This is a genomic window from Streptomyces sp. NPDC051104 (genome assembly GCF_040682835.1).
In the GTDB taxonomy this organism is placed as follows: Bacteria; Actinomycetota; Actinomycetes; order Streptomycetales; family Streptomycetaceae; genus Streptomyces; species Streptomyces cynarae.
The window spans coordinates 26838-47815 of sequence record NZ_JBFBBS010000030.1 but is presented as its reverse complement, the minus strand read 5'-3'; the positions used below and the strand labels follow the sequence as shown (position 1 = coordinate 47815).

The 20978-nt window shown below is 69.7% G+C and carries 20 protein-coding genes and 3 pseudogenes; 13 read left to right on the top strand and 10 right to left on the bottom strand.

Going from position 1 to position 20978, the window contains the following annotated elements:
* Positions 1–151: 151 nt before the first annotated feature.
* From AB0N14_RS29910 to AB0N14_RS29900, 3 genes are read right to left on the bottom strand one after another with little or no spacing between them, the layout of a single operon-like run.
* Complete coding sequence (locus tag AB0N14_RS29910; RefSeq protein WP_366028811.1) at positions 152–574, bottom strand: acyl-CoA thioesterase; 423 nt, start codon at positions 572–574, stop codon at positions 152–154.
* Positions 575–626: 52 nt separating this feature from the next.
* A complete protein-coding gene (locus AB0N14_RS29905) occupies positions 627–1256 on the bottom strand; it encodes a hypothetical protein (protein WP_366028810.1) in 630 nt (209 codons plus the stop codon).
* A 19-nt stretch (positions 1257–1275) separates the two neighbouring features.
* Positions 1276–1929, bottom strand: coding sequence for a histidine phosphatase family protein (locus AB0N14_RS29900; protein ID WP_366028809.1), 654 nt, complete (start codon positions 1927–1929; stop codon positions 1276–1278).
* Positions 1930–2168: 239 nt separating this feature from the next.
* Between AB0N14_RS29900 and AB0N14_RS29895 the strand changes: the two genes are divergently transcribed.
* The 4 genes and pseudogenes from AB0N14_RS29895 to AB0N14_RS29880 all read left to right on the top strand — a co-directional run bounded on the left by AB0N14_RS29895 (position 2169) and on the right by AB0N14_RS29880 (position 4293).
* Complete coding sequence (locus AB0N14_RS29895; RefSeq protein WP_366028808.1) at positions 2169–3263, top strand: alpha/beta hydrolase; 1095 nt, start codon at positions 2169–2171, stop codon at positions 3261–3263.
* A 110-nt stretch (positions 3264–3373) separates the two neighbouring features.
* Entirely contained in the window at positions 3374–3688 is a 315-nt protein-coding gene (locus AB0N14_RS29890; RefSeq protein ID WP_366028807.1) for a hypothetical protein, read from the top strand.
* Positions 3639–3785 (top strand): annotated as a pseudogene (locus AB0N14_RS29885) (transglutaminase domain-containing protein); the annotation flags it as partial. The gene AB0N14_RS29890 and the pseudogene AB0N14_RS29885, both read left to right, overlap by 50 nt.
* 334 nt (positions 3786–4119) lie before the next feature.
* Positions 4120–4293, top strand: coding sequence for a hypothetical protein (locus AB0N14_RS29880; protein ID WP_366028806.1), 174 nt, complete (start codon positions 4120–4122; stop codon positions 4291–4293).
* Between the two features lie 50 nt (positions 4294–4343).
* Here the strand turns inward: AB0N14_RS29880 and AB0N14_RS29875 are convergent, their stop codons facing one another.
* The gene (locus AB0N14_RS29875) at positions 4344–5552 is read right to left on the bottom strand and encodes a pyridoxal phosphate-dependent aminotransferase (RefSeq protein WP_366028805.1); all 1209 of its coding nucleotides are present in this window, start codon (positions 5550–5552) and stop codon (positions 4344–4346) included.
* Between the two features lie 86 nt (positions 5553–5638).
* Here AB0N14_RS29875 and AB0N14_RS29870 point away from each other — a divergent pair, with 86 nt between their 5' ends.
* Positions 5639–6277 (top strand): helix-turn-helix domain-containing protein, encoded by a 639-nt coding sequence (locus AB0N14_RS29870; RefSeq protein ID WP_366028804.1) that lies wholly within the window; start codon positions 5639–5641, stop codon positions 6275–6277.
* A 90-nt stretch (positions 6278–6367) separates the two neighbouring features.
* On the opposite strand, the gene AB0N14_RS29865 is transcribed toward AB0N14_RS29870, so the two are convergent.
* The 3 genes from AB0N14_RS29865 to AB0N14_RS29855 are packed head-to-tail and all read right to left on the bottom strand — an operon-like array spanning position 6368 to position 10004.
* Entirely contained in the window at positions 6368–7168 is an 801-nt protein-coding gene (locus AB0N14_RS29865; protein WP_366028803.1) for a hypothetical protein, read from the bottom strand.
* Positions 7168–8433, bottom strand: coding sequence for a VWA domain-containing protein (locus AB0N14_RS29860; RefSeq protein ID WP_366028802.1), 1266 nt, complete (start codon positions 8431–8433; stop codon positions 7168–7170). Before AB0N14_RS29860 ends, AB0N14_RS29865 begins: the two co-directional genes overlap by 1 nt.
* Before the next feature lie 41 nt (positions 8434–8474).
* On the bottom strand, positions 8475–10004 hold the full coding sequence (locus AB0N14_RS29855; RefSeq protein ID WP_366028801.1) for an IucA/IucC family siderophore biosynthesis protein: 1530 nt from the start codon (positions 10002–10004) through the stop codon (positions 8475–8477).
* An 87-nt stretch (positions 10005–10091) separates the two neighbouring features.
* Here AB0N14_RS29855 and AB0N14_RS29850 point away from each other — a divergent pair, with 87 nt between their 5' ends.
* Positions 10092–11591, top strand: coding sequence for an IucA/IucC family protein (locus tag AB0N14_RS29850; RefSeq protein WP_366028800.1), 1500 nt, complete (start codon positions 10092–10094; stop codon positions 11589–11591).
* 130 nt (positions 11592–11721) lie between these two features.
* On the opposite strand, the gene AB0N14_RS29845 is transcribed toward AB0N14_RS29850, so the two are convergent.
* On the bottom strand, positions 11722–12210 hold the full coding sequence (locus tag AB0N14_RS29845; RefSeq protein ID WP_366028799.1) for a Tn3 family transposase: 489 nt from the start codon (positions 12208–12210) through the stop codon (positions 11722–11724).
* A 24-nt stretch (positions 12211–12234) separates the two neighbouring features.
* Positions 12235–12822, bottom strand: a complete 588-nt coding sequence (locus tag AB0N14_RS29840; RefSeq protein WP_366028798.1) for a TetR/AcrR family transcriptional regulator — start codon at positions 12820–12822, stop codon at positions 12235–12237.
* 62 nt (positions 12823–12884) lie between these two features.
* Here AB0N14_RS29840 and AB0N14_RS29835 point away from each other — a divergent pair, with 62 nt between their 5' ends.
* The 4 genes and pseudogenes from AB0N14_RS29835 to AB0N14_RS29820 all read left to right on the top strand — a co-directional run.
* Complete coding sequence (locus tag AB0N14_RS29835; protein ID WP_366028797.1) at positions 12885–13730, top strand: oxidoreductase; 846 nt, start codon at positions 12885–12887, stop codon at positions 13728–13730.
* 124 nt (positions 13731–13854) lie between these two features.
* The gene (locus AB0N14_RS29830) at positions 13855–14697 is read left to right on the top strand and encodes an alpha/beta hydrolase (RefSeq protein WP_366028796.1); all 843 of its coding nucleotides are present in this window, start codon (positions 13855–13857) and stop codon (positions 14695–14697) included.
* 986 nt (positions 14698–15683) lie between these two features.
* A pseudogene (locus AB0N14_RS29825) lies at positions 15684–17510 on the top strand (reverse transcriptase domain-containing protein).
* A gap of 277 nt (positions 17511–17787) precedes the next feature.
* Positions 17788–18195, top strand: a pseudogene (locus tag AB0N14_RS29820) (transposase); the annotation flags it as partial.
* A 78-nt stretch (positions 18196–18273) separates the two neighbouring features.
* Here AB0N14_RS29820 and AB0N14_RS29815 read toward each other — a convergent pair.
* On the bottom strand, positions 18274–18921 hold the full coding sequence (locus AB0N14_RS29815; RefSeq protein WP_366028795.1) for a tetratricopeptide repeat protein: 648 nt from the start codon (positions 18919–18921) through the stop codon (positions 18274–18276).
* Positions 18922–19237: 316 nt separating this feature from the next.
* On the opposite strand from AB0N14_RS29815, the gene AB0N14_RS29810 reads away from it, so the two are divergent.
* From AB0N14_RS29810 to AB0N14_RS29800, 3 genes are all read left to right on the top strand, one after another.
* Positions 19238–19717, top strand: coding sequence for an integrase (locus tag AB0N14_RS29810; RefSeq protein ID WP_366028794.1), 480 nt, complete (start codon positions 19238–19240; stop codon positions 19715–19717).
* 79 nt (positions 19718–19796) lie between these two features.
* Positions 19797–20711, top strand: a complete 915-nt coding sequence (locus tag AB0N14_RS29805) for a HipA family kinase (RefSeq protein WP_366028793.1) — start codon at positions 19797–19799, stop codon at positions 20709–20711.
* A complete protein-coding gene (locus AB0N14_RS29800; protein WP_366028792.1) occupies positions 20708–20977 on the top strand; it encodes a SelT/SelW/SelH family protein in 270 nt (89 codons plus the stop codon). Before AB0N14_RS29805 ends, AB0N14_RS29800 begins: the two co-directional genes overlap by 4 nt.
* Position 20978 lies beyond the last annotated feature (1 nt).

The window sequence follows — 20978 nt, the reverse complement described above, 5'->3', positions numbered from 1 at the left end:
ACTCCGGCCGGGAGGGACGGCTCCCGGCCGGTGGCCGTGACCCCGAACGGGGCCCACGGCGACCGTCCCCGGGGCGCGCAGGGACGTGCGCGCCCCGGGGACGGTCTCGGCGGGGTGAGTCGGTCTCAGTCGGCCGCCGAGCCCCCGGCGCTCACAGGCCGAACAGCTCCGGCCTGCCCGCCAGTGCCCGGAAGTAGCCCTGCGGGTCGGACACCAGCCTGCGCTCCTCGAGGTTCAGCAGGCCGCCGACCGAGGCTATTTCGGCGGAGACGGTGCCGTCCGTCTTCCGTATGGTCTGCGCGACCCGGAACGTCTTGCCTTCGCCCCACTCGAAGGCGCACGTCACCTCGACCTCGTCGCCCGCGCGCAGCTCCCGCAGATAACGGATGGTCGTCTCCAGGACCACGGGGCCGACACCCTTGGACAGCAACTCGGACTGGCCCACCCCGGCCTCCTGGAGCACGCACCAGCGGGCGTGTTCCGCGTACTGCAGGTAGACGCTCTGGTTGAGGTGCCCCAGGGCGTCGGTCTCGTAGCCCCGGACGGTGACCCGGACGGAAAACGGCTCGCTCACGGCTTCCCCTTCTTCAACTCGGCGCTCAGGACCACCGATCCTGGCATGCCCCTCACACCCGCCGAGGGGACGCCAGCAGATAACGTGCCCGCGTGCGCGGCTCGGTGTGCTCGCTCACCTGCCAGCCGGCCTGCTCCAGCGTGGCCGCGCAGGCGCGCAGCGCCGTGAGGTCCGGCTCGTGCACCGCGACCGCCTCCGGCTGCGGGGTCGCGAGCACCCGGTAGCCGCTTCCCTGGTCGCCGGTGGCGGGCCGGTGCCCTGCCGCCTCCAGGGCGAGCGCGGCGGCCCGCACCAGATGCGTCCGCTCCCAGCCGCACGGGCGGTCCGTGGCGCCGCCCGGATTGGTCATCCGGCGCAGCTCCAGCAGCCCCTGCCAGGCGCTGTGCACCTCGCGCATCCGGGCGGGCCCCGCATCCCCGTCCTCCTCGCCGCCGACCCGAGCCGCGAACACGCCGGAGTCCGCCGCGGCCGGGGAGCCCGGCGCCGGTTCCTCGGCGGGCGTCTCCCGTATGCGATGCCCCGCCGGGGTCAGGAAGTGGTCGTGCGGCGGACGCGGATGCCGGAAGGCCAGCCCCCGCTTCACCAGCGCCGCGAGCTGGGCCTGTGTGCCCTCCAGCCGCCCGGTCACGGGATCGGCGGCCTCTATCAGGCGCCGCTGCGCGGCGGTCGGCGGTCGGATCACGGCCCCTCCCCTCAGCGTCTCAGTGCTCTTCGGACGGCCCCGCCTCCCCCGCGGAGAGGGACCCGTGGGAACAGTACGCGTCGGGTCTGACGTTCCACCCGGCCACGACATGGCGGCGGTGCTCCGTGCTCAACCGGCTCACCGTCCCCGTCGAGAGCTGGAACAGCGCCCCCGCCGAGGCGGGCAGCCCGAGCCGCCGGGCGGTCAGCACCCGCAGGAAGTGCCCGTGCGAGACGACGACCACGCTGCCCTCCGACTCCGCGAGCGCCGCGTCGATCTTGGCGAGCATCCGCTCCGCCCGCGCCCCGACCTCCTCCGGGCTCTCCCCGGGATGCTCGGGCGGCCCGGGCGTGACACCGTCCGTGAACAGGAACCACTCCGGCCGCGTCCGGTGGATCTCGACGGTCGTGACCCCCTCGTACCCGCCGTAGTCCCACTCCGACAGGTCCGTGTCGACCTGCGCCCCGCCGATCCCGGCCAGCCGTGCCGTCTCCCGGGCGCGCTGCATCGGGCTGACGAACGCGGCGGCCACATGATGCCGCGCGATCAGCGGAGCCAGCCGGCGCGCCTGCTCCCGGCCGCGCTCGGTCAGCGGGACATCGGTCCGCCCGGTGTGCCGGCCGGCCAGGGACCACTCGGTCTCGCCGTGCCGCATGAGTAGGAGGTCACCCATCGCCGTCCCCTTTCCGTCCCCTTTCCGTCCCCTCGTACGGTGACACCTGAGGGTGGCGCCCGCACGACCGACTGCGTCGGCCGTCCTCATCCGGCAACGGCTGGGCCCGCAAACCGCACCGGTCCGCCGCTCACCCGGGCGGCCGTACGGCGCCACCCCATCGGCCCACCCCGGCGGGCCGAACGGAGGGGAGTGCAGCAAGGCTCGCTGACGAAGTGACCCTCGGAAGGAGGACGCCCATGAGCGCCATCCGACGCTCCCGGTCCCCGCTGAAGCCCCTGTCCGGTCTCACGGCGCTGCTCGCCACCGCGGCTCTCGCGGTCGTCCCGGCCCTGGCCACCCCGGCGGCCGCCGCCACCCCCAAGGCGCCCTGCGGCGACCCTCGGATGACCCTCGAACCCGGCGCCCAGGCGTTTCTCGACAAGCTCGCCGCGGCGGACGGCCCGCCGATCCAGAACCAGACGCCCGACGCCGCCCGCCAGTCGCTCCTGAACCTCCAGGCCGCCTACCCGGTGTCCAAGCTGCCCGCCGACATCACCACGCGGACCATCCCCGGCGGTCCCACCGGTTCCGTCTCCCTGCACATCGTGCGGCCGCACGGGATGACCGGCAGGCTGCCGGCCGTCATGTACTTCCACGGCGGTGGCTGGGTCCTCGGCGACTTCTCCACCCACGACCGGCTGGTACGGCAGATCGCCGACGGCGCCAAGGCCGCGGTGGTCTTCGTCGACTACACCCGGTCGCCGGAGGCCGAGTACTCCGTCGCGAACGAGCAGGCCTACGCCGCCACCCAGTGGGTCGCCCAGCACGGCGACGACATCAACGTCGACGGCTCCCGGCTCGCCGTGGCCGGCGACAGCGTCGGAGGCAACATGACCGCCGCCGTCACCCTGATGGCCAAGCAGCGCGGCGGCCCCAAGCTGGCCCAGCAGGTGCTGTTCTACCCGGTCACCAACGCCGACTTCACCACCGAGTCCTACCGGCGCTTCGCCACCGGGTGCTGGCTGACCGCCGCGGGCATGAAGTGGTTCTGGGACCAGTACGCCCCGGACACCTCGGTCCGCAGCCGGCCCACCGCCTCCCCGCTGCGCGCGACCACCACCGAGCTGAGCGGCCTGCCCAAGGCACTGGTCATCACCGACAGCGACGTGCTGTCCGACGAGGGCCGCCAGTACGCCGCCAAGCTGGGCGCCGCGGGCGTCCCCGTCACCGCCACCCACTACCCGCGGATGATCCACGACTTCGTGATGCTCAACGGCCTCGCGAACACGGAGGCCGCCAAGTCCGCCGTCGCGAAGGCCACCAAGGCCCTGCGCCAGGCCCTGGGCAGCTGAGACGCCGACGGACGGGGACCGATGCCCCGCGTCCGGTGAGGAACTGGACGCGGGGCGCGGCCGTTTCCATCCATGGACATTCACCGGGGAATCTTGGGACGGTGGCGCGCATGCCCAACCTGAGCCTCCCCCCGGACGCCGCCGCCTTCTATGCCTCCCACAGCCCGTTCTCCGACCTCGGCGAACTCGCACCGCTCTACGCTGCCCTGCCCGCCGATCCGCGCCGACTGGCCCGGATCGCCCGGGACCTGACGGTCCACCGCCTGGAGGGCGACCTCTTCGAGTACGCCATCCCTCGAGATCGCCTGCACAACGACGCCGAGACGCGCTACATCGACGACATCCTGCGCATCGTCATCGCGCAACGACGCCCCGCTGTCCCAGCGCCGCGAGCCCGGCGAGCGCTTCGTCGGCATCTGCCGTGACTTCCCGCTGCTGCACTGCTCGTTCCTGCGGCACGTCGGCATTCCCGCCCGGATACGGTCGGGCTTCGTCGACTACTTCGGTGAGGACGGCCTTCACTTCGACCATGTGGTCACCGAGTACTGGGACCCCGCGCGAGGCTGGCTGCTCGCCGATCCGGAGTTGGCAGACCCACTCGTCCTGGAGACCCATCAGGTGAGCTTCGACCACATGGACGTCCCGCGTGACCGCTTCCAGGTCGCCGGCGACGCCTGGCGGCGGATGCGCGCGGGCGATGCCGACCCGAAGTCGTACGGGCTTTGGCTGCCGGAGGGTCCGCTGGTCGGAGAGTGGTTCGTGGCGGGCACCATCCGACTCGACCTGGCGGCGCTCAACAAGGTGGAGATGCTCCTCTGGGACGTCTGGGGTGTCGGGGCCGGCGACGAGGGGGGGGATGACGGACGCCATCCGCGAGCTGTACGACGGAGCCGCACGGGTGACAGCCGAGGACGGGTCCTTCACCGCGGTGCGGGAGCTGTTCGCGGAGAACGACGGGCTGCGGACGCCGCGGACGGTGACCTCCCTCGCCCCGTTCAACGGCCCGAGCGAGGTCACCCTCCGTGGCTGACGATCGTCCGGCACGGGAGCCGAAGGCCCCTGCCCGGAGGGCCGGCCGCGCTATTGCCGGTACCCGCTGAGGAACCTCCCGATCCGGCTGATCGCCGTGTCCAGGACATCGGCGTGCGGCAGGGTCAGGATGCGGAAGTGGTCCGGGGTCGGCCAGTTGAAGCCCGTGCCCTGGACCACCTGGATCTTCTCGCGCAGCAGCAGGTCCAGGACGAACTTCTCGTCGTCGTGGATCTTGTGCACCTTGGGGTCGAGGCGCGGGAACGCGTACAGCGCACCCTTCGGCTTGACGCACGTGACGCCGGGGATCTCGTTGAGCTTCTCCCAGGCGCGGTCCCGCTGTTCGTGCAGACGGCCGCCCGGGGCGGTCAGCTCGTCGACGGACTGGCGGCCGCCGAGCGCTGCCTGGATGGCGTACTGGGCGGGCGCGTTGGCGCACAGGCGCATGGAGGCCAGCATCGTCAGGCCCTCCAGGTAGTCCTTCGCGTGCTGCTTGGGCCCCGTCACGACCAGCCAGCCGGAGCGGAAGCCCGCCACGCGGTAGGTCTTCGACAGGCCGCAGAAGGTGAGGACCACCAGGTCGGGGGCGAGCGCGGCGGTCGAGTGGTGGACCGCGTCGTCGTACAGGATCTGGTCGTAGATCTCGTCCGCGAAGACCATCAGGCCGTGGCGGCGGGCCAGGTCGAGGATGCCCTGCAGGATCTCCTTCGGGTAGACCGCGCCGGTCGGGTTGTTGGGGTTGATGATGACCACGGCCTTGGTGCGGTCCGTGATCTTCGACGCCATGTCGTCCAGGTCCGGGTACCAGTCGGACTGTTCGTCACACAGGTAGTGGACCGCCTTGCCGCCCGCCAGGGTGGTCACGGCCGTCCAGAGCGGGAAGTCGGGGGCGGGGATGAGGATTTCGTCGCCGTCCTCCACCAGCGCCTGTACGGCCATCGAGACCAGCTCGGAGACGCCGTTGCCGAGGAAGACGTCGTCGACACCGACCTCCAGGCCCCGCTCCTGGTAGCGCTGCGCCACCGCGCGGCGCGCGGAGAGGATGCCGCGCGAGTCCGTGTAGCCGTGCGCCTGCGGCAGCATCCGGATCATGTCCTGGAGGATCTCCTCGGGCGCCTCGAATCCGAACAGCGCGGGGTTGCCGGTGTTCAGGCGCAGCACGCTGTGGCCCGCCTCCTCCAGCGCGTTGGCGTGCTCGATCACCGGGCCGCGGATCTCGTAACAGACCTCGCTGAGCTTGCTCGACTGCCGGAACTCCATGGCCGCTTCCCCTCCGGTGACTTGTGTTGCTTGGTTTTACCAAGTAGCAGCTTGGAAAGTCCAACAACACGTCTAGACTGCGTCGCATGTCACCTCGCCGAAGCTACGACCAGTACTGCTCCACGGCCCGCGCGCTCGACGTCGTCGGCGACCGCTGGACCCTCCTGATCGTCCGCGAGCTGCTCGCCGGTCCCCGCCGCTATACCGATCTGCACGCGGACCTGCCGGGCGTGAGCACGGACGTGCTGGCCTCCCGGCTGAGGGACATGGAGCGCGACGGGCTGACCACACGGCGCCGGCTGCCACCGCCCGGGGCCGCCTACGTGTACGAACTGACGTCTCGCGGACGCGAGTTGCTGCCCGTGCTCCAGGCGCTCGGCACCTGGGGCGGGCCCGCGCTGGGGGAGCGCCGTCCGACGGACGCGGTGCGCGCCCACTGGTTCGCGCTGCCGCTGCTGCGCACGCTGGAGAACGAGAGTGCGCGGGAGGGGCTGGTGGAGGTCCGGCTGGAGGAGGGGGAGTTCCATCTGCGGCTCGGGGCCGAGGACGGCCCGGTCTACGGCGTAGGGGCCGCTCCGGAGGAGCCCGATGCCCGGCTGGTCCTCGACGCGGAGACGTGCACCCTCCTGAGCCAGGGCTACCTGACGCTCCACCAGGCGGTCGGCGAAGGGCGCGCGGATGTGTCGGGGGACGGCACCCTCGCCAAGGTGCTGCGCGGGCACTGACGGCGGCGCGGCGGGTGACAAGACAAGGGCCCGCCGCGAGAGGGGACGCGGCGGGCCTTCGCCTTGACGGCCGGTGACGGGAGCCGGTTCTCAGGCGCCCGGCGGGACCCGGGACGGGCGGCCCGAGCCGCGGGTCAGCGCGTAGCCGCCGATGCCCGCGAGTGCGGCGAGGATGCCGCCGACGCCGGTCCACACCCAGCGGTCGGACCACCAGCCGGAGGCGTCGGGCCTCAGCTTCGAGAGTGCGGCCGTGTCCGTGTCCGAGTCCGAGGACTTCTCGGACCGCATCGCTATCCCCGGCACCAGCGGCTCCGCCAGCGAACCGTCCACCGCCGCCGAGCCGCCGATGTCCTTGGAGTCCACCCGGACCTCGGCGTTCACCGGCTGTCCCAGGTCGGCGGTGCCGACTCCCACGACGGTGAGCCGTATGTAGTACGTGCCCGGCAGCGGGTCGTTGGCCCACGGCTCCGCCCAGGCGTGGACCGTGCGCAGCGTGCAGGACAGGTTCACCGACGACGCGTCCTGGGCGGCGGTCCGGGTCTGCGCCCCGTACTGGCACGCCTGGCGGCGCCGCAGTCCGTCGTACACGTCGAGCTGCCAGGTCTGCGCCGAACTCCGGGAGGAGGTCGGCAGCTTGACGGTCGCCTTCACGGTGGGGCGCTGCTGCTCCTCCGCCGGGAACTGCCAGTACAGGTAGTCGCCCGTGGAGGCGCTCGCCGTGGCCTGCTGCCCCTGCTGGATCTCCGTGGCCGTACGGAAAGACGTGCCGGCCGAGGTGGGCGCGGCGCTGTCGCCGGACGGGCTCGCGGAGGGCGAGGAGGCGGCCACGGCCGGAGAGGCGGCGGCGCCCAGCAGCAGGGCCGCCACGGTCAGCACTCGTGCGATACGCATCAGTTGGTCCTCCATACGGCGATCCGCCAGCGCGACAGCCATCCCCACAGCAGACCCGCCAGGAAGCCGGTCAGGACGAGGGCGCCGAGCAGCCACCAGCCGCGCCCCAGGCCGAAGGCGGCCACGTCGCTCGCCGTGCCGGGGCCGTCGACCACGTCGACCGTCAGCTCCAGCGGCAGCCCGGGAGTGGTCTTCACACCGGCCGCCGGGGAGAAGGAGTTGGCCACCTGGAGGCACACCGTCTCGGCGGGCGCGCCCTCGTCGTCGCTCTCGGCCTTCGGATAGCGCAGACCCGTCGACAGCACGTCCGTGCGGCCCGAGCCGGTGGCCTCGCCGCGCACGATCTCCCGCCCGTGCACCGTGACGGCCCGCAGCGTCACGCCGTAGTCGGGGTCGACCTGCCGGTCGTCGGACACGCTGACGGAGGCGCGCAGCTCCTGGCCCGCCTTCACGTCCACACGGTAGAAGCGGTGCTGCCCGAACTCCTCACGGTCGGTGTAGAGGCCGGACTTCAGCGAGGGCGCCGTCGCGCACTGGCCGGTGCCGTCCACGGCGACCGGGGTGACCGTACGGTCCGCCGTGCGGTCCACCAACTGGTTGACCTTGTCGGACAGCTGCTCCTTGTGCTGCACCGACGTGTACGTCCCGCCGGTCGCCTCCGCGATACAGCTGAGCTGCTTGTTCAGCTTGGCGTTCGGCACCAGCCCCAGGGTGTCGATGGTCAGCCCGATGCCCTTGGCGGCGATCTCCCGGGCCACCTCGCAGGGGTCCAGCGGCGCGCAGGTGTCCTCGCCGTCGCTGATGAGGACGATGCGCTTGGAGCCCTTGCCGCCGTCCAAGTCGTCCGCCGCCTTCAGCAGGGCGGGGCCGATCGGCGTCCAGCCGGTGGGCTGCAGCGTCGCCACGGCGGTCTTGGCCTCGGTCCGGTTCAGCGGGCCGACCGGGTAGAGCTGCGCGGTGTCCTTGCAGCCCGTCCTGCGGTCGTTGCCCGGGTAGTTGGCGCCCAGCGTCCGGATGCCGAGCTGCACCTCCTCCGGGGTCGCGTCCAGGACCTCGTTGAAGGCCTGCTTCGCCGCGGCCATCCGCGAACCGCCGTCGATGTCCCGCGCCCGCATGGAACCGCTGACGTCGAGGACGAGATCGACCTTGGGCGCGTCCTGGGCTGTCGTCTCGTCGGCGACGGCATCGGCCGGGACCGCGATCCCGGCCGCCAGGGCGGCGAGCAGGGCGCAGACTCCCGCCGCCAGCCGTTGTCTTGTGATCATCGACGGATCTTATTGATCAATGGGGCCGCGCTTCAAAACGATCAAGGACCGAGCGGATCGGGCTCTGTGGAGAGCGGGTTCGGGAGCCGTGTCCACAGGTCCCCGGGTCGCTCGGGGGACAGCCGCATCAGCGTCAACGCCTTGGTGGGCAGGGGCGCTTCGCGCAGAACCGCCAGATCGGGCGTGTCCGGCAGATCCCGTACGACGGCCTCCAGCGCGGCCCCCAGTGCGGACGCCGAACCCGCCGTGGAGGCCAGCGCGCCCGCCACGAGCGAGCCGAACAGCTTGCGGCGCAGCGTCGTCTCGTCGTCCGTGAGGATCCGGTCGGCCACGTCGGGGGCCTTGACGCCGTGCCGGGCCAGCCGGGCCGGGCTCACCCGGATGTCGGCCAGGTCCCGGTAGACCAGCCGCACCGGCTCACCCGTGGGCGACAGCACCACCAGGAGGTTCTGTCCGTGCGCCTCCAGGGCCACCCCCAGGTCGAGCATCCGCAGGCCGACGGTGAGGGCGAGCCGCGTGAACCCGGCGAGCCAGGCGGGGGAGGAGGGCAGCCCGGTGAGCGGCAGGGCGGCCACCGGGACGACCCGCTCGCCGGCCGCCGTGTCCGCGTACGTCTCCGGCGGCTCCCGCAGCACGGCGGCGAGATCGGGGGAGTGGGCGCCGGCCGCGCCCAGGGTGCGGGTGACGTGCAGCAGACCGTCCGTGCGCGCGGCCGTCGACTCCAGGAAGCCGGAGACCGCGAGGGCCGTCTCGATCGAGGAGACCGAGATGTCCCGCACGGAGGACGTCAGCCGCGCGCTGACCGCGGTCTTCACATGCGGACCGCCGTCGGGCAGCGCGAGGGTCCGCAGGGACATCAGCGGACGACCGACCGGACCGTCCTCGGCCGCCACGCCGAGCACGTGCGCCGTCTGCCAGGGGTGGACCGGGATCAGCGCCCGCTCGCCGTCCCGCAGCCACGCGGGCCACTCGCCCCGTACCAGGGCATCACCCACGGGGACGAGCCCGAGTCGCACCAGCGGCCGGTGCTCGGGCCCGTACGCCAGCTGCTCGGCCACCGAGAAGCCGGGGCGCGAACGGCAGTTCGGGTGATAGGGGTGCCCGTCGACCACCCGCTGCTCCCACGCCCAGCTCGTCACCGGTACGGGCGCCTCACGCGGCTGGCCGGCCCGCGACAGCGCCAGCGAGGCCGTGCTGTGGCCGAGTTCGGCGGCGAAGGTGTCCCCGTGCGGGACGCCGAGTGCCGTGACCAGCGCCGCCGCGCGGTTGTAGGCCCGCCCGTCGAGCCGTACCCCGGTGACGTACGCGGCGGTCGCATACGGGTCCGCGGGTGGGCCGTGCAGCCGCCGCCCGTCGCCCAGGCACAGGGTGAGCCCGTCGGCCGTCCGCTCCCGGCGCGCGATCCACGGCAGCGGCTCATGGGCCAGCGCCCGCCACAGACGCGTGAGGACGGCGGCCCGGGCGCCGGGGAGCGCCGCCGCGTAGGAGGCCGACAGATCGGGCCGCACGGCGTCCAGCTCGGCGGCGAGCGCGGCCTCGGCGGAGACCTCGGCGGGAGGGGAAGGGGGCACGGTCGGAGCTCCTCGGGGACGGGGGCGATGCGTCGTGGCACGGGTCCACGAGAGACATACTGATCGCCAGTGCACCGTACGGAACGAATGGATCGCGTGGACCCCATGCACCCCAGGGACGACGTCCCCGCGCGCGCCGACGCCCACGCGGCGGCGCCGCTGCTGAACTGCCTGCTCCGGGAGGCGGCCGAGCCCGCCGGTGAGCTGGGCGTCCACCGCCTGCGGGCCGGCGGCCGGCTGCTGCGCGTGCGCGGCACACGCCGCCCCCGCGACCCCGAGGTGTATACGGACGGCTCCTGGCACCCGCTCACCCACGCGGAGCTGGTCAAACTCACCGCCGACGAGCTGCGCCGCGCCACCGGCCTGTCCAACCCGGAACTGCCCGGCGAGATGCTCGACAGCCGGGACGCGGTGGCCGCGATCCTGGCCGCACGCGCCCGTCTGACGGCCCCGGACGACCCGTACGTGCGCTCCGAACAGTCCCTGGTCACCGGGCATCCCCACCACCCGGCCCCGAAGGCGCGAGGCGGCGGACCCGTCGCGAGCTGGCTGCCGTACGCCCCCGAGGCGTACGGCCGCTTCCCGCTCACCCTTTTGGGTGTACGCGAGGACACGGTCGTCGAGAAGGGCGACACGACGGCACTGGACGCGCTCGGCACCGCCCCGCCCGGCTACCGGCTGCTGCCCGCCCATCCCTGGCAGCTCGCCCTGGTCGGCGCCCGCCCGGACATCGCGCAGGCGTTCGAGGACGGGCGCCTGATCCGGCTCGGCGAGAGCGCTCGGTCCGTGTGGCCCACGGCCGCCATCCGCACGGTGTACGCCCCAGAGGACGACCTCTTCGTCAAGTTCAGCCTGGATGTGCGGATCACCAACGACATCCGCCGGCTGTGGCGCCACGACCTGCTCGAGCTGCGCCGCACCGACGCGGCGGCGGCCTCCGCGTTCGCGGCGCACCGGGGTCCCGCGGCCTGGCTGAGCGACCGCGGCTGGCGCACGGCCGCCTTCGCCTTCGAGGAACTGGCGGTCCTGGTCCGCGACGGACTGCGCCCGCACCTGCTGCCCGGCGCCACCCCGCTGCTCGCCGCCGCCCTGGTGGAGGGGTTCGACGGCAGCCCGCTCGACGCGCTCAACGATCCCACCGCCTGGTGGACGGCGTATCTGCGCCAGGTCGTGCCACCGGCCCTCGAGGCGTTCGAACGGCACGGCGTCGTCCTCGAGGCGCACCTGCAGAACACGCTGGTCGCGGTGGACGGCACGGGACTGCCCGTGCAGGCCCTGTTCCGGGACGCGGAGGGCGTGAAGCTCCTGGCGGACGTGTCCCGCGAGAAGGGCTGGGAGCGGCTGGTGTACTGCCTCGTCGTCAACAACCTCATCGAGGTGGCCGCCCTGCTGTCCGAACGCCACCCCGGCTGGAACCCCTGGCCCGCCGCCCGCGCCGAGCTGTCCCGTCACCCCGTCCCCGAGATCCCCGCCCTGCTCGCCTCGCCCACCCTCCCCGGCAAGGCCAACCTCCTGCTGCGCTGGACGGGCGCGGACGGCGCGGACGCGCGCTATCTGCCGCTGCCGAATCCGCTGGCCTGCCGCTGAGCGCCGCTGGGCGCTCATATATGCCGATGGCCATCAGGGCCGGCTGCCCAGCCGTCCCGCCACCACACGCCTGATCGTCATCGCATCGTCGTCGCTCAGTCTGGTCCGGACCGGGGTCGCTTTCGGTGACCTACCGGTGCCGGCGGGCAACGTCATCGGCTGCCCGCCGTGGGCCGGGGACCGTGGCGGGCATGGGGAGTTCGAGGCGCTTGTCCATGTCGAGCCGGAAGGTGCCGTACGGATCGATGTTGGACCAGAACAACGCGGTCAGCCCACGCCGGTCCTCATCGGACCGCTTTTCGGCCCGCTCCGGTTCGGCGAGGACCTGCTGGAGCAGCAGGGTGTTGATGTGGACGAGGCTGGACCGGAGCAGGTGCAGGGCGAGCATCAAGGTCTCGGCGTGCTCCTTGTCCGGGCCGGTCAGCGTGCCGTCCTTGCCGTAGTGCAGGACAGTGTTCGCCGAGTTCCAGTTCCCCACGACCTGGAGCCCGCCGTGGATCTCGCGGCTCAGGTCGCGGCTTGCCCGGCCGGTCTGTCGGATGGGAGTGGACCCCGCGGCTTCGCCGTGCGGGGCGGGGCCGCCCTCTTCGGTCCTCAGCAAGTGGAAGCTCTCGACCACGGGCGGCGCAGCCTCGTTGTCTCCTCACCCGTCCTGTTCGCGGACCAGGAGAGAGATCGCGTCGTCGATGAGGGAGGTACCGTCCTCCGTGGAGATTCGGCGGGTGCTGACGAGGACCGCGATCCCTTGCATGACGGCGGCGAGGAGCAGTTGTAGTCGGTGCGGGTCCTGAGGTTTGAGTTCTCCGGCCTTGATACTGCGGTCGATCAGGTTGCGGAAGGTCGCGAAGAGCCGTTCTGAGGCGACGCGCAGCCCTTCAGGGGCGTTGCCGTTCTTCGCGGTGAACATGAGGTCCAGGAGTGCGGTGTCGGTGACCGCGAAGTGCACGTATGCGGCTGCGGCAGCGCGGAATCGTTGCTTGTAGTCCACGGCGTCGGAACTGATCGCTGCTCCTATTTCGTCGGCGAGGCGGTTGAAGCCTCGCTCGGCGAGGGCGTCCAGCAGTGCCTGCCGGTCGATGAAGTGGCTCCGGGGTGCGCCGTGGCTGACGCCGACCTGCCGCGCCAGCTCGCGCAGCGACAGCGCGTCGATACCGTCCTCACGCAAGGTTCGCTCCGCCTGGTCCAGCAGGGCGGCTCGCAGGTTCCCGTGGTGGAAGGGCCTAGGGTTCACCCCTTCACCCTACAGGAAACTAGACGTTGACTATTTACTAGACAGTGCCTAGTCTTGCCGTCATGAACCCCAATCTGATCGGCAAGACGGTCATCGTGACGGGCGCGAACAGCGGGATCGGTCTCGCCACCGCCAAGACGCTCGCCGGGTACGGCGCACGCGTCGTGTTCGCAGTGCGCGACACGGCGAAGGGCAGGCGCGCCGCCGAAGCGACGCCCGGTGACACTGAGGTGCGGCAACTGGACCTGACCGACCTGGCATCGATACGCCGTTTCGCCGCCGACTGGCGGGACCCGATCCATCTACTGATCAATAACGCAGGCGTCTCAATCCCCGAGCTCGAAAGGACCGCCGATGGATTCGAGCGCGTGTTCGGTACCAATCATCTCGGTCCCTTCGCCTTGACGAACCTGCTCCTGCCCCACGTCACCGGACGAGTGGTGTCATTGGCGTCACAAGCGGAGCGAATGGGGCGGATCAACTTCGACGACCTCCATTGGGAGCACACCCCTTACGAACAGTCCCGCGCCTACGCCACATCGAAGCTGGCGAACGTGCTGTTCTCGTCCGAACTGCAACGTCGGCTGAAGGCCGCCGGGTCGAGCGTGCTGGCGGTCGCGGCGCACCCAGGCTTCGTCGCGACGAACATCTACGACCGGTCGACAGGGCTTGTCACCAGGCTGATGCTCCGGCTGCTCGCGCAGGACCCGGAACATGGCGCCTTGCCGGTACTGTATGCCGCCACCGGCGACCTCCCTGGCGACAGCTTCACCGGACCGGAACACTGGATGCACATGCGCGGCGGAGCCGAACTGATCGGCCGGTCCGAGACCGCGCAGGACACGGAGCTTGCCCGGCGACTCTGGGATGTTTCGGAGACGCTCACAGGCGTGTCGTTCAGTCTTTGACGGTGCGCCGATGGTGCAAAAGAACCGAGCGCGGCTCTGTTGGAGGGGCAACTCGGTCGGAATCAGCGAGCCAGGCTTTGGGCGGCGGCCGGGGAGACCGGCTGGCGGAACCGAGAGGTGTCGAGTGAAACAGCTGAGCGCAAAGATCGACGGGCAGGAGATCTCTTACCTGGAGAGCCCTGCCGACCAGGGCAGCCAAGACGACAGTCACACAGTCATCTTCATTCACGGCAACTCGTCATCCGCCAGGACCTGGCTTCCGGTGATGAATGGTGATTTCGGCCGGCGGTTTCGCTGCCTTGCGCTGGATCTGCCCGGTCACGGGCAGTCCGCGCGGGCCAGGGACCATGCCGACTACTCGCTGCCGGGATACGCGGCCGTGCTCACCGGCTTCGCGCAGGAGCTCGGTGTCCCCGACGCGGTCGTCGTCGGCTGGAGCATGGGCGGGCAGGTCGCGATGGAGGCCGCGCCTATGCTGTCGGACGCACGCGGCTTCGTCATCTTCGGCGCGCCGCCGGTCGCGTCACCTGCGCAGATGGCGGAGGCATTTCTGCCGAACCCGGCGATAGGCGCCCTCTTCGCCGCGCACGTCAGCGAATCCGAGGCCATGCTGGCCGCTGAGAGCTTCACTGCGCCTGGCTCGCCGCTCGACACCGGCGAGTTCGTGTCCGACATCCTGGCCACCGACGGCGCGGCACGCGCAGGGCTGCAGTCCAGCGCTTCGGCGGCCCGGTTCGCGGACGAGATCACGATCGTCACAGAACTCCGCCGGCCGCTGGCAATCTTGCAGGGCGCCGACGAGCAGCTGGTCAGCCTCGACTACTTGCGCAAGCTGGACATTCCTGCGCTGTGGCGCGGCGAGGTTCAAGTGATCCAAGGCGTCGCCCATGCTCCGCACCAAGAGGCACCGCAGCAGTTCGCCATCCTGCTGACAGAGTTCGTCGGCGACCTTGGCCACGAACAGTGACCCCACGGTGGATCCGAGCAAGATCCTGCGCCACCCCGCCGACTCCCTCCCTGCTGTCGATCCTTGTCAGGGACGGCGCCGGCCGCCAAGACGCGGTCGAGCAGGGCCAGGACTGCTCCTGAGAACCGGAGCACGACCGCCAACCGTCCGTGATGTCAACGGACGCGCCGACCTCCTCCGGGCGGACATCTGATCTCCTACTAGGACTAGGGTCTGTTGCGGAAGTGGATCTTGTCCTAGATGATCACCCTCTGTGGGGCGCGGTGATCTGACGAATAAGCAGTGGTTCCGGCTGGAGCCGTTGCTGCTGCCGAAGGGCATCAAGCCGGGCCGTCCGCCGGTGTGGACACGACGGCAGCTGATAGACGGCATACGGTGACGGACCCGGACCGGTGCTCCCTGGTGGTGTGCCCGAGCGGTACGGCCCGTGGGTCCGGGTCTACGACCTGTGTGCGCCGTGCGGCGCTTCGTTGTATCCCCGACTCACTCGGGAGGAACTTGGAGGAATGTTTCTGGGTCGCCTGACTTACCTGGAGGCGAAAGCCGAAGGGGACAATAGCATGTCAGGAAAGCGGTGGCCGTCTGGAGGTATCCAGGGCGGAGCTCCGCAAGACCCGCTCGATATGGCCAAGGCTGGATTGCTTGAAGCCCAATCTCCAGCGGCAAAAATAGAAACTCACCGGAACGATACCTGAAACCGGTGCCCTTTCCTTGCCGGGCTCTGAAGAACGGGTTCGGACGGCAACCTCCAAGGAGAGGGGCGTCGCCCAGTGAGGGCGGTCAAGGAGATGAGTGGGCGGCCTACGTCGTGCTCGATACGTACAGCGAAGACGTACCACGGGATCGCCTACGGGGCGCGAGCCCTACGGCGACGGAGTGCCCATAGTAGTCGCCGGAGTTACGACCGGCCGTGAAGTCCGGGAAAGCCGGAATGAGGGCGAAGGGGCACAGGTGAACTCGACGTCCAGTAAGGGGAGGTATGCGCAATGCAGAGCGCCGAAACGGTGCTGGACGTCATTCGGGAACGCGGCAGGAGAAGCCTGTCGTTGGAAAGGATCTACCGGCAACTGTTCAACCCGTAGCTCTTTCTGATGGCCTACGGGCGGATCTACCGGAATTCCGGTGCGATGACGCCTGGGGTCACCGGGGAGACCGTGGACGGCATGTCACGGGTGAAGATTGACACGATCATCGGCACACTGCGGTCGGAGTCGTATCGATGGACGCCCGTCAAGCGGGTCTATATCGACAAGAAAGGCGGTGCGAAGAAGAAGCGCCCGCTCGGCCTGCCGACGTGGTCGGACAAACTGGTCGCCGAGGTCGTACGTCTGTTATTGGAGGCGTACTACGACGTCCAATTCTCCGATCGCTCTCACGGGTTCCGCCCCAAGAGGGGCTGTCACACCGCGTTGCAGGACGTGGTGAAGTACTGGACCGGAACGCGCTGGTTCATCGAGGGAGACATCTCCGACTGCTTCGGCAGCCTGGACCACGAGGTCATGCTCACGATCCTCGGGGAGAAGATCCACGATGGCCGGTTCCTGCGGCTGATCCGGGCCATGCTCAGGGCCGGATACTTGGAAGACTGGCGGTGGAACGCCACGCTGAGTGGGGCTCCCCAAGGCGGTGTGGCATCGCCCGTCCTATCCAACATCTATCTCGACAGGCTCGATAAGTTCATTGAGCAGAAGCTGCTGCCGGAATACAACCGCGGCAGAAAACGGCGGCATCATCCCGAGTACCATCGGCTCGACAGCCGGATGTACTGGGCGAAGCGGCGCGGAGATCGCGCCGCAGTACGGCAACTCCGGCTCCAAATGCGGAGCCTGCCGAGCAAAGACCCTTACGATCCAGGCTTTCGGCGTCTACGGTATGTCAGGTATGCCGACGACTGGCTGCTCGGTTTCGCTGGGCCCAAGCACGAAGCCGAGGAAATCAAGGCGCGGATCACGGAATTCCTGCTGGATGAACTCCGGTTGGAACTCTCCGAATCCAAGACCCTGGTCACGCACGCCACCAGCCAGGCGGCGCGCTTCCTCGGCTATGAGGTGAGAGCCCAGCGATGCGACACGAAGCTCACGGGACCACGACGCTCAGTCAACGGTGCCATCGGGCTTTTCGTGCCACGTGAGGTAATCAGGCAGCGTTGTGCCTCCTACATGGGTGGCGGGAAACCGAAACTCCGTGGTGTGCTTCTCCACGACAGCGATTTTTCGATCGTGGCGACATACCAAGCCGAGTACCGGGGACTCGTGCAGTACTACCTTCTCGCCCAGGACGTCGCCCGCCTGAACCGCCTGCAATGGGTGATGGAGACGTCCATGCTCAAGACACTGGCATCGAAGCACAGATCGACCGTCACAAAGATGGCCCGCAAGTACAAGGCGACCATCGACACCCCGGACGGCCCTCGAAAATGCTTTGAAGTCATCGTCGAGCGCGAAGGTGAGAAGAAGGCACTGGTTGCCCGCTTCGGCGGCATCCCGCTCAAACGGCAGCGCACAGCGGTAATGGCCGACCGAGAGCCGTTGAAACCCAACAACATCAGCACCACCGAGTTGGTGAAGCGGCTCCTCGCGGACTGCTGCGAGATATGCGGATCAACGAGCCGGATTGAGGTCCATCACATCCGGAAACTCGCCGATCTCAAGCAACAGGGCCGAGCCGAGCGCCCCGCGTGGGTGAAGTTGATGGCAATGAGACGACGCAAGACCCTGGTCGTCTGCCGGCCTTGCCACGAGGACATCCACGCGGGACGAGCGACCTCATCCACCCGGAAAAGATCACTGGAGAGCGGTGTGCTGGGAAACTAGCCCGCACCGTTCGGGAAGGGGCCGTCGGAAAAGGACCCGGGCCACGGGCACCTCGTCGGCGGCCTACTTCACTCCGTCGCTGGCAGCGCGATGGTACCTGGGACAGGATCGTCACTCAGCTCCAGGCCCAGGCGGACGCGAACGGCCTGATCACCTGGGATGTGAACGTCGACTCCACCGTCTGCCGGGCCCACCAGCACGCCGCCGGAGCGTCGAAAAAGGGGACCTGCGAAAGGAGCAGCCCGGCGGCATCGCTGTCGAGCCGGCCGACCATGGTCTCGGACGCTCGCGGGGCGGGCTGACCACCAAGATTCACCTCGCCGTCGAGCAGGGGCAGAAGCCACTCTCCATCGCGATCAGAGCCGGTCAGCGGGGTGACTCGCCGCAGTTCGAACCGGTCCTGGAAGCCATCCGGGTACCCCGGCTCGGGCGAGGGCGGCCGCGCAGACGCCCGGACCGGGTGCGTGCCGATAAGATGTGCGACTCCCGCCGCAACCGGGCCTACCTGCGCAGACGCGGTATCAAGGCAACTATCCCGGTCCCGGCGGACCGGGTCCGCAACCGGCAGAAACTCGGCTCCCGAGGCGGCCGAACGCCGAAGACCGACTACCGCGAGCGGAATGCCGTCGAGTGCGGGATCAATCGCCTCAAGCGCCACCGGGCCGTGGCCACGCGATACGACAAGCTTGCCGTCCGCTACGAGGCGACCGTGCTGGTCGCAGTCCTCGACGAGTGGCTGTGACCAGCACTTTCCCACCAGGTCCTAGGAGCGGATGAGGGTGCGGGCTTGCTCGATCCACCCCAACACGGCCTTGGCACCGCAGCTCTCGGCGACCGACTGCGCTTCGTCGAGGTGGTGGAACGCCGCCGATGGGTCACCGGTTTCGGCCGCGAGGTAGGCCAGCGCCACCAGACCAGCCGCTTCGCCGGGCCTGAAGCCGATCTCCCGGCGCAGTGTCACCGATTCGGTCAACCGCTCGCGGGCCTGATCGAAGCGGCCTGCCTCCTTGTCGGCGAAGCCCAGATGCCGAATCGCATAGGACATCGTCATCCGGTCATCGACGGATTTCGCCAGCGCGTACGACCGCTCGAAGTATGGCCTGCCGATGGCGCCGTCACCCTTAACCACCTGGTGCCAGCAGCCAACCCAGAACAACGCGTCCGCCTCACCCGACGCGTCCCCCAGACGCTCGTACAGTTCGGCCGCACGCTCGAACAACACCAGTTCCTGGCTGTTCTCTTCGCGGTTGTTGAGGAAGCGGACGTGCAGTAGCTTGCCCCGCGCCATGGAAAGCGGCGCCTCGACCGAGTCCAGCACGTCATCGGACCGGTCCAGTGCGGACGTGTCCCCGCCGAACATCGCCGCTTCGAACAGCTCTCCCGCACGTTCGATCCAGTCTTGCCCTTGCATACCCCTACCCCTCCGAGTTGGACGATGGCAGCGCCGAGGCTATCTCCGCACTCCCGGCGGAAGGCGGGAATTCTTGGACGGCGGCTCTCGAACACCCCGGTCGCCCGCGAGCTGGGAGTGCCATCGCGCCGACCCCGGCCGTCAGCTCTCCCAGACGGCCTTGCCTGGGCAGTCGAGTCCAGGCGTCCGCGGCTTTCGCAACAGGCCCCAGGCGGACACGTGATCTCCCTGTCCGGTATGACCTTTTGTCCCTCGGGCGGGCTATGAGCGTCTGCCGAAGGGAGCGAAGACACGCACCGGCGACATGCCCTCCTCGGTGGCCGAAGAGTCGAAGCGTCATGTCGAGGTGTTCCCGCCGGTGGAGGTGGAGCTTCCGTGGGGGAAGCCGGAGGCGGACGGGCAGCGGAGGAAGTTCCCACTCCTGCTCACCACGCGGTTCGGCAATGCCATAGCGGTGAACACGTGGAACACCTACACCTGGAAACCGGCGCTGGCCAAGGCCGGCATCATTCCGCCATGCTGCAAGGGGGCGAAGAAGTGGCAGTGGGAGGCAGCGCCGACGGACGGCTTCCGTGTGCTGCGGCACACCTACGCCTCGATCATGGCGGAGGCGGGCGAGTCCGTGGTGACGCTGGCGCGATGGCTCGGGCATTCCACCCCAGCTGTCACGCTCGGTTACTATGCTCACTTCATGCCGGAGGCCGGAAGCAAGGGTCGGACCGCCATCGATGGACTGCTGGGGAGAGAGGGAGATGAGCGTGCCAGCCGAAACTCCCCAGATTCTCCCCAGGGCTGATCGTGGACGTTTCCTCGGATTACAGCGCCTTGGAGGTGGCCGTGGAATGCAAGAATAATCAGCGGTGGAGCCTTCGAAAATGTTGAGAGAGGTCGCCGCTACCCGCTACATCGAGCCCCTGCACTCCGGCGGCTCCGTCCCCGGAGTCGTCGAGGCCGACGACCTGGGGGCGTACGTCGTGAAGTTCACCGGCTCCGCACAGGGCACGAAGGCCCTGGTCGCCGAGGTCGTCGTGGGCGAGCTGGCGCGCCGGCTCGGGCTGCGCGTCCCCGAGCTGGTTCTCGCCCACTTCGACCCCGCGATCGGCGCGCACGAACCGCACCAGGAAGTGCGTGACCTGCTGAACGCCAGCCCCGGCTTGAACCTCGGCATGGACTACCTCCCGGGCGCCCGTGACTTCACCCCCGAGGTCGCCCAGGTCTTCCCCGTCGACCCGGTGGAGGCCGGCAGGATCATCTGGCTCGACGCGCTGACCGTGAACGTGGACCGCACGGTGCACAGCTCCAACCTCATGGTCTGGCCCACCTTCGGCATCGCACCCCCGCGGCTGTGGCTGATCGACCACGGTGCCGCGCTCGTCTTCCACCACCGCTGGGACGCCTCAGCACCCGAGAAGGCCTACGACTTCCGCCACCACGCCCTCGGCCACTTCGCCCCGGACATGCGGGCCGCCGAGGACGCCCTGGCGCCGCTCGTGACGGAGGAGCTGCTGCGCGAGGTCACCGAGGAGGTACCGGACGCCTGGCTGACGGACGAGCCGGGCTTCGCGACGCCCGGCGACGTCCGTGACGCCTACGTGGACTACCTCACGGCCCGGGTCAAGGCGTCCGAGGCATGGCTGCCCACCGACTTCCCCACCCAGGAGGAGCGCGCCGCCGAGGAGGCCCAGCGTGCGGCGCGGACACAGCAAGGCCGGCCCGACTGGCTCAAGCGGGTCCCGGACCTGCACGGCGAACCGGCCGCGGAACAGGATTGGTCGGTGCACCTGGGATGACCCACCGTGTCCAGATCGAGTACTGCACCCGGTGCCGCTGGCTGCCCCGGGCGGCCTGGCTGGCGCAGGAACTGCTGACCACCTTCGAGGCGGAGCTGACCGAGCTGTCGCTCAAGCCCGGTACCGGCGGTGTGTTCGTCGTCCGGGTGAACGACGAGGTGGTGTGGGACCGTCGCGAACAGGGGTTCCCGGAGCCGACGGCCGTGAAGCAGCTCGTACGTGACCGAGTGGCCCCGGAGAAGCCCCTGGGCCACTCGGAGAAGTGAG

What these genes read in the sequence shown, in the direction of transcription:
- AB0N14_RS29900 (WP_366028809.1), bottom strand. Translation starts at nt 1,929, where the DNA reads ATGGGTGACCTCCTACTCATGCGGCACGGCGAGACCGAGTGGTCCCTG.
- AB0N14_RS29895 (WP_366028808.1), top strand. Translation starts at nt 2,169, where the DNA reads ATGAGCGCCATCCGACGCTCCCGGTCCCCGCTGAAGCCCCTGTCCGGT.
- AB0N14_RS29890 (WP_366028807.1), top strand. Translation starts at nt 3,374, where the DNA reads ATGCCCAACCTGAGCCTCCCCCCGGACGCCGCCGCCTTCTATGCCTCC.
- AB0N14_RS29880 (WP_366028806.1), top strand. Translation starts at nt 4,120, where the DNA reads ATGACGGACGCCATCCGCGAGCTGTACGACGGAGCCGCACGGGTGACA.
- AB0N14_RS29875 (WP_366028805.1), bottom strand. Translation starts at nt 5,552, where the DNA reads ATGGAGTTCCGGCAGTCGAGCAAGCTCAGCGAGGTCTGTTACGAGATC.
- AB0N14_RS29870 (WP_366028804.1), top strand. Translation starts at nt 5,639, where the DNA reads ATGTCACCTCGCCGAAGCTACGACCAGTACTGCTCCACGGCCCGCGCG.
- AB0N14_RS29865 (WP_366028803.1), bottom strand. Translation starts at nt 7,168, where the DNA reads ATGCGTATCGCACGAGTGCTGACCGTGGCGGCCCTGCTGCTGGGCGCC.
- AB0N14_RS29860 (WP_366028802.1), bottom strand. Translation starts at nt 8,433, where the DNA reads ATGATCACAAGACAACGGCTGGCGGCGGGAGTCTGCGCCCTGCTCGCC.
- AB0N14_RS29850 (WP_366028800.1), top strand. Translation starts at nt 10,092, where the DNA reads ATGGATCGCGTGGACCCCATGCACCCCAGGGACGACGTCCCCGCGCGC.
- AB0N14_RS29835 (WP_366028797.1), top strand. Translation starts at nt 12,885, where the DNA reads ATGAACCCCAATCTGATCGGCAAGACGGTCATCGTGACGGGCGCGAAC.
- AB0N14_RS29815 (WP_366028795.1), bottom strand. Translation starts at nt 18,921, where the DNA reads ATGCAAGGGCAAGACTGGATCGAACGTGCGGGAGAGCTGTTCGAAGCG.
- AB0N14_RS29805 (WP_366028793.1), top strand. Translation starts at nt 19,797, where the DNA reads ATGTTGAGAGAGGTCGCCGCTACCCGCTACATCGAGCCCCTGCACTCC.
- AB0N14_RS29800 (WP_366028792.1), top strand. Translation starts at nt 20,708, where the DNA reads ATGACCCACCGTGTCCAGATCGAGTACTGCACCCGGTGCCGCTGGCTG.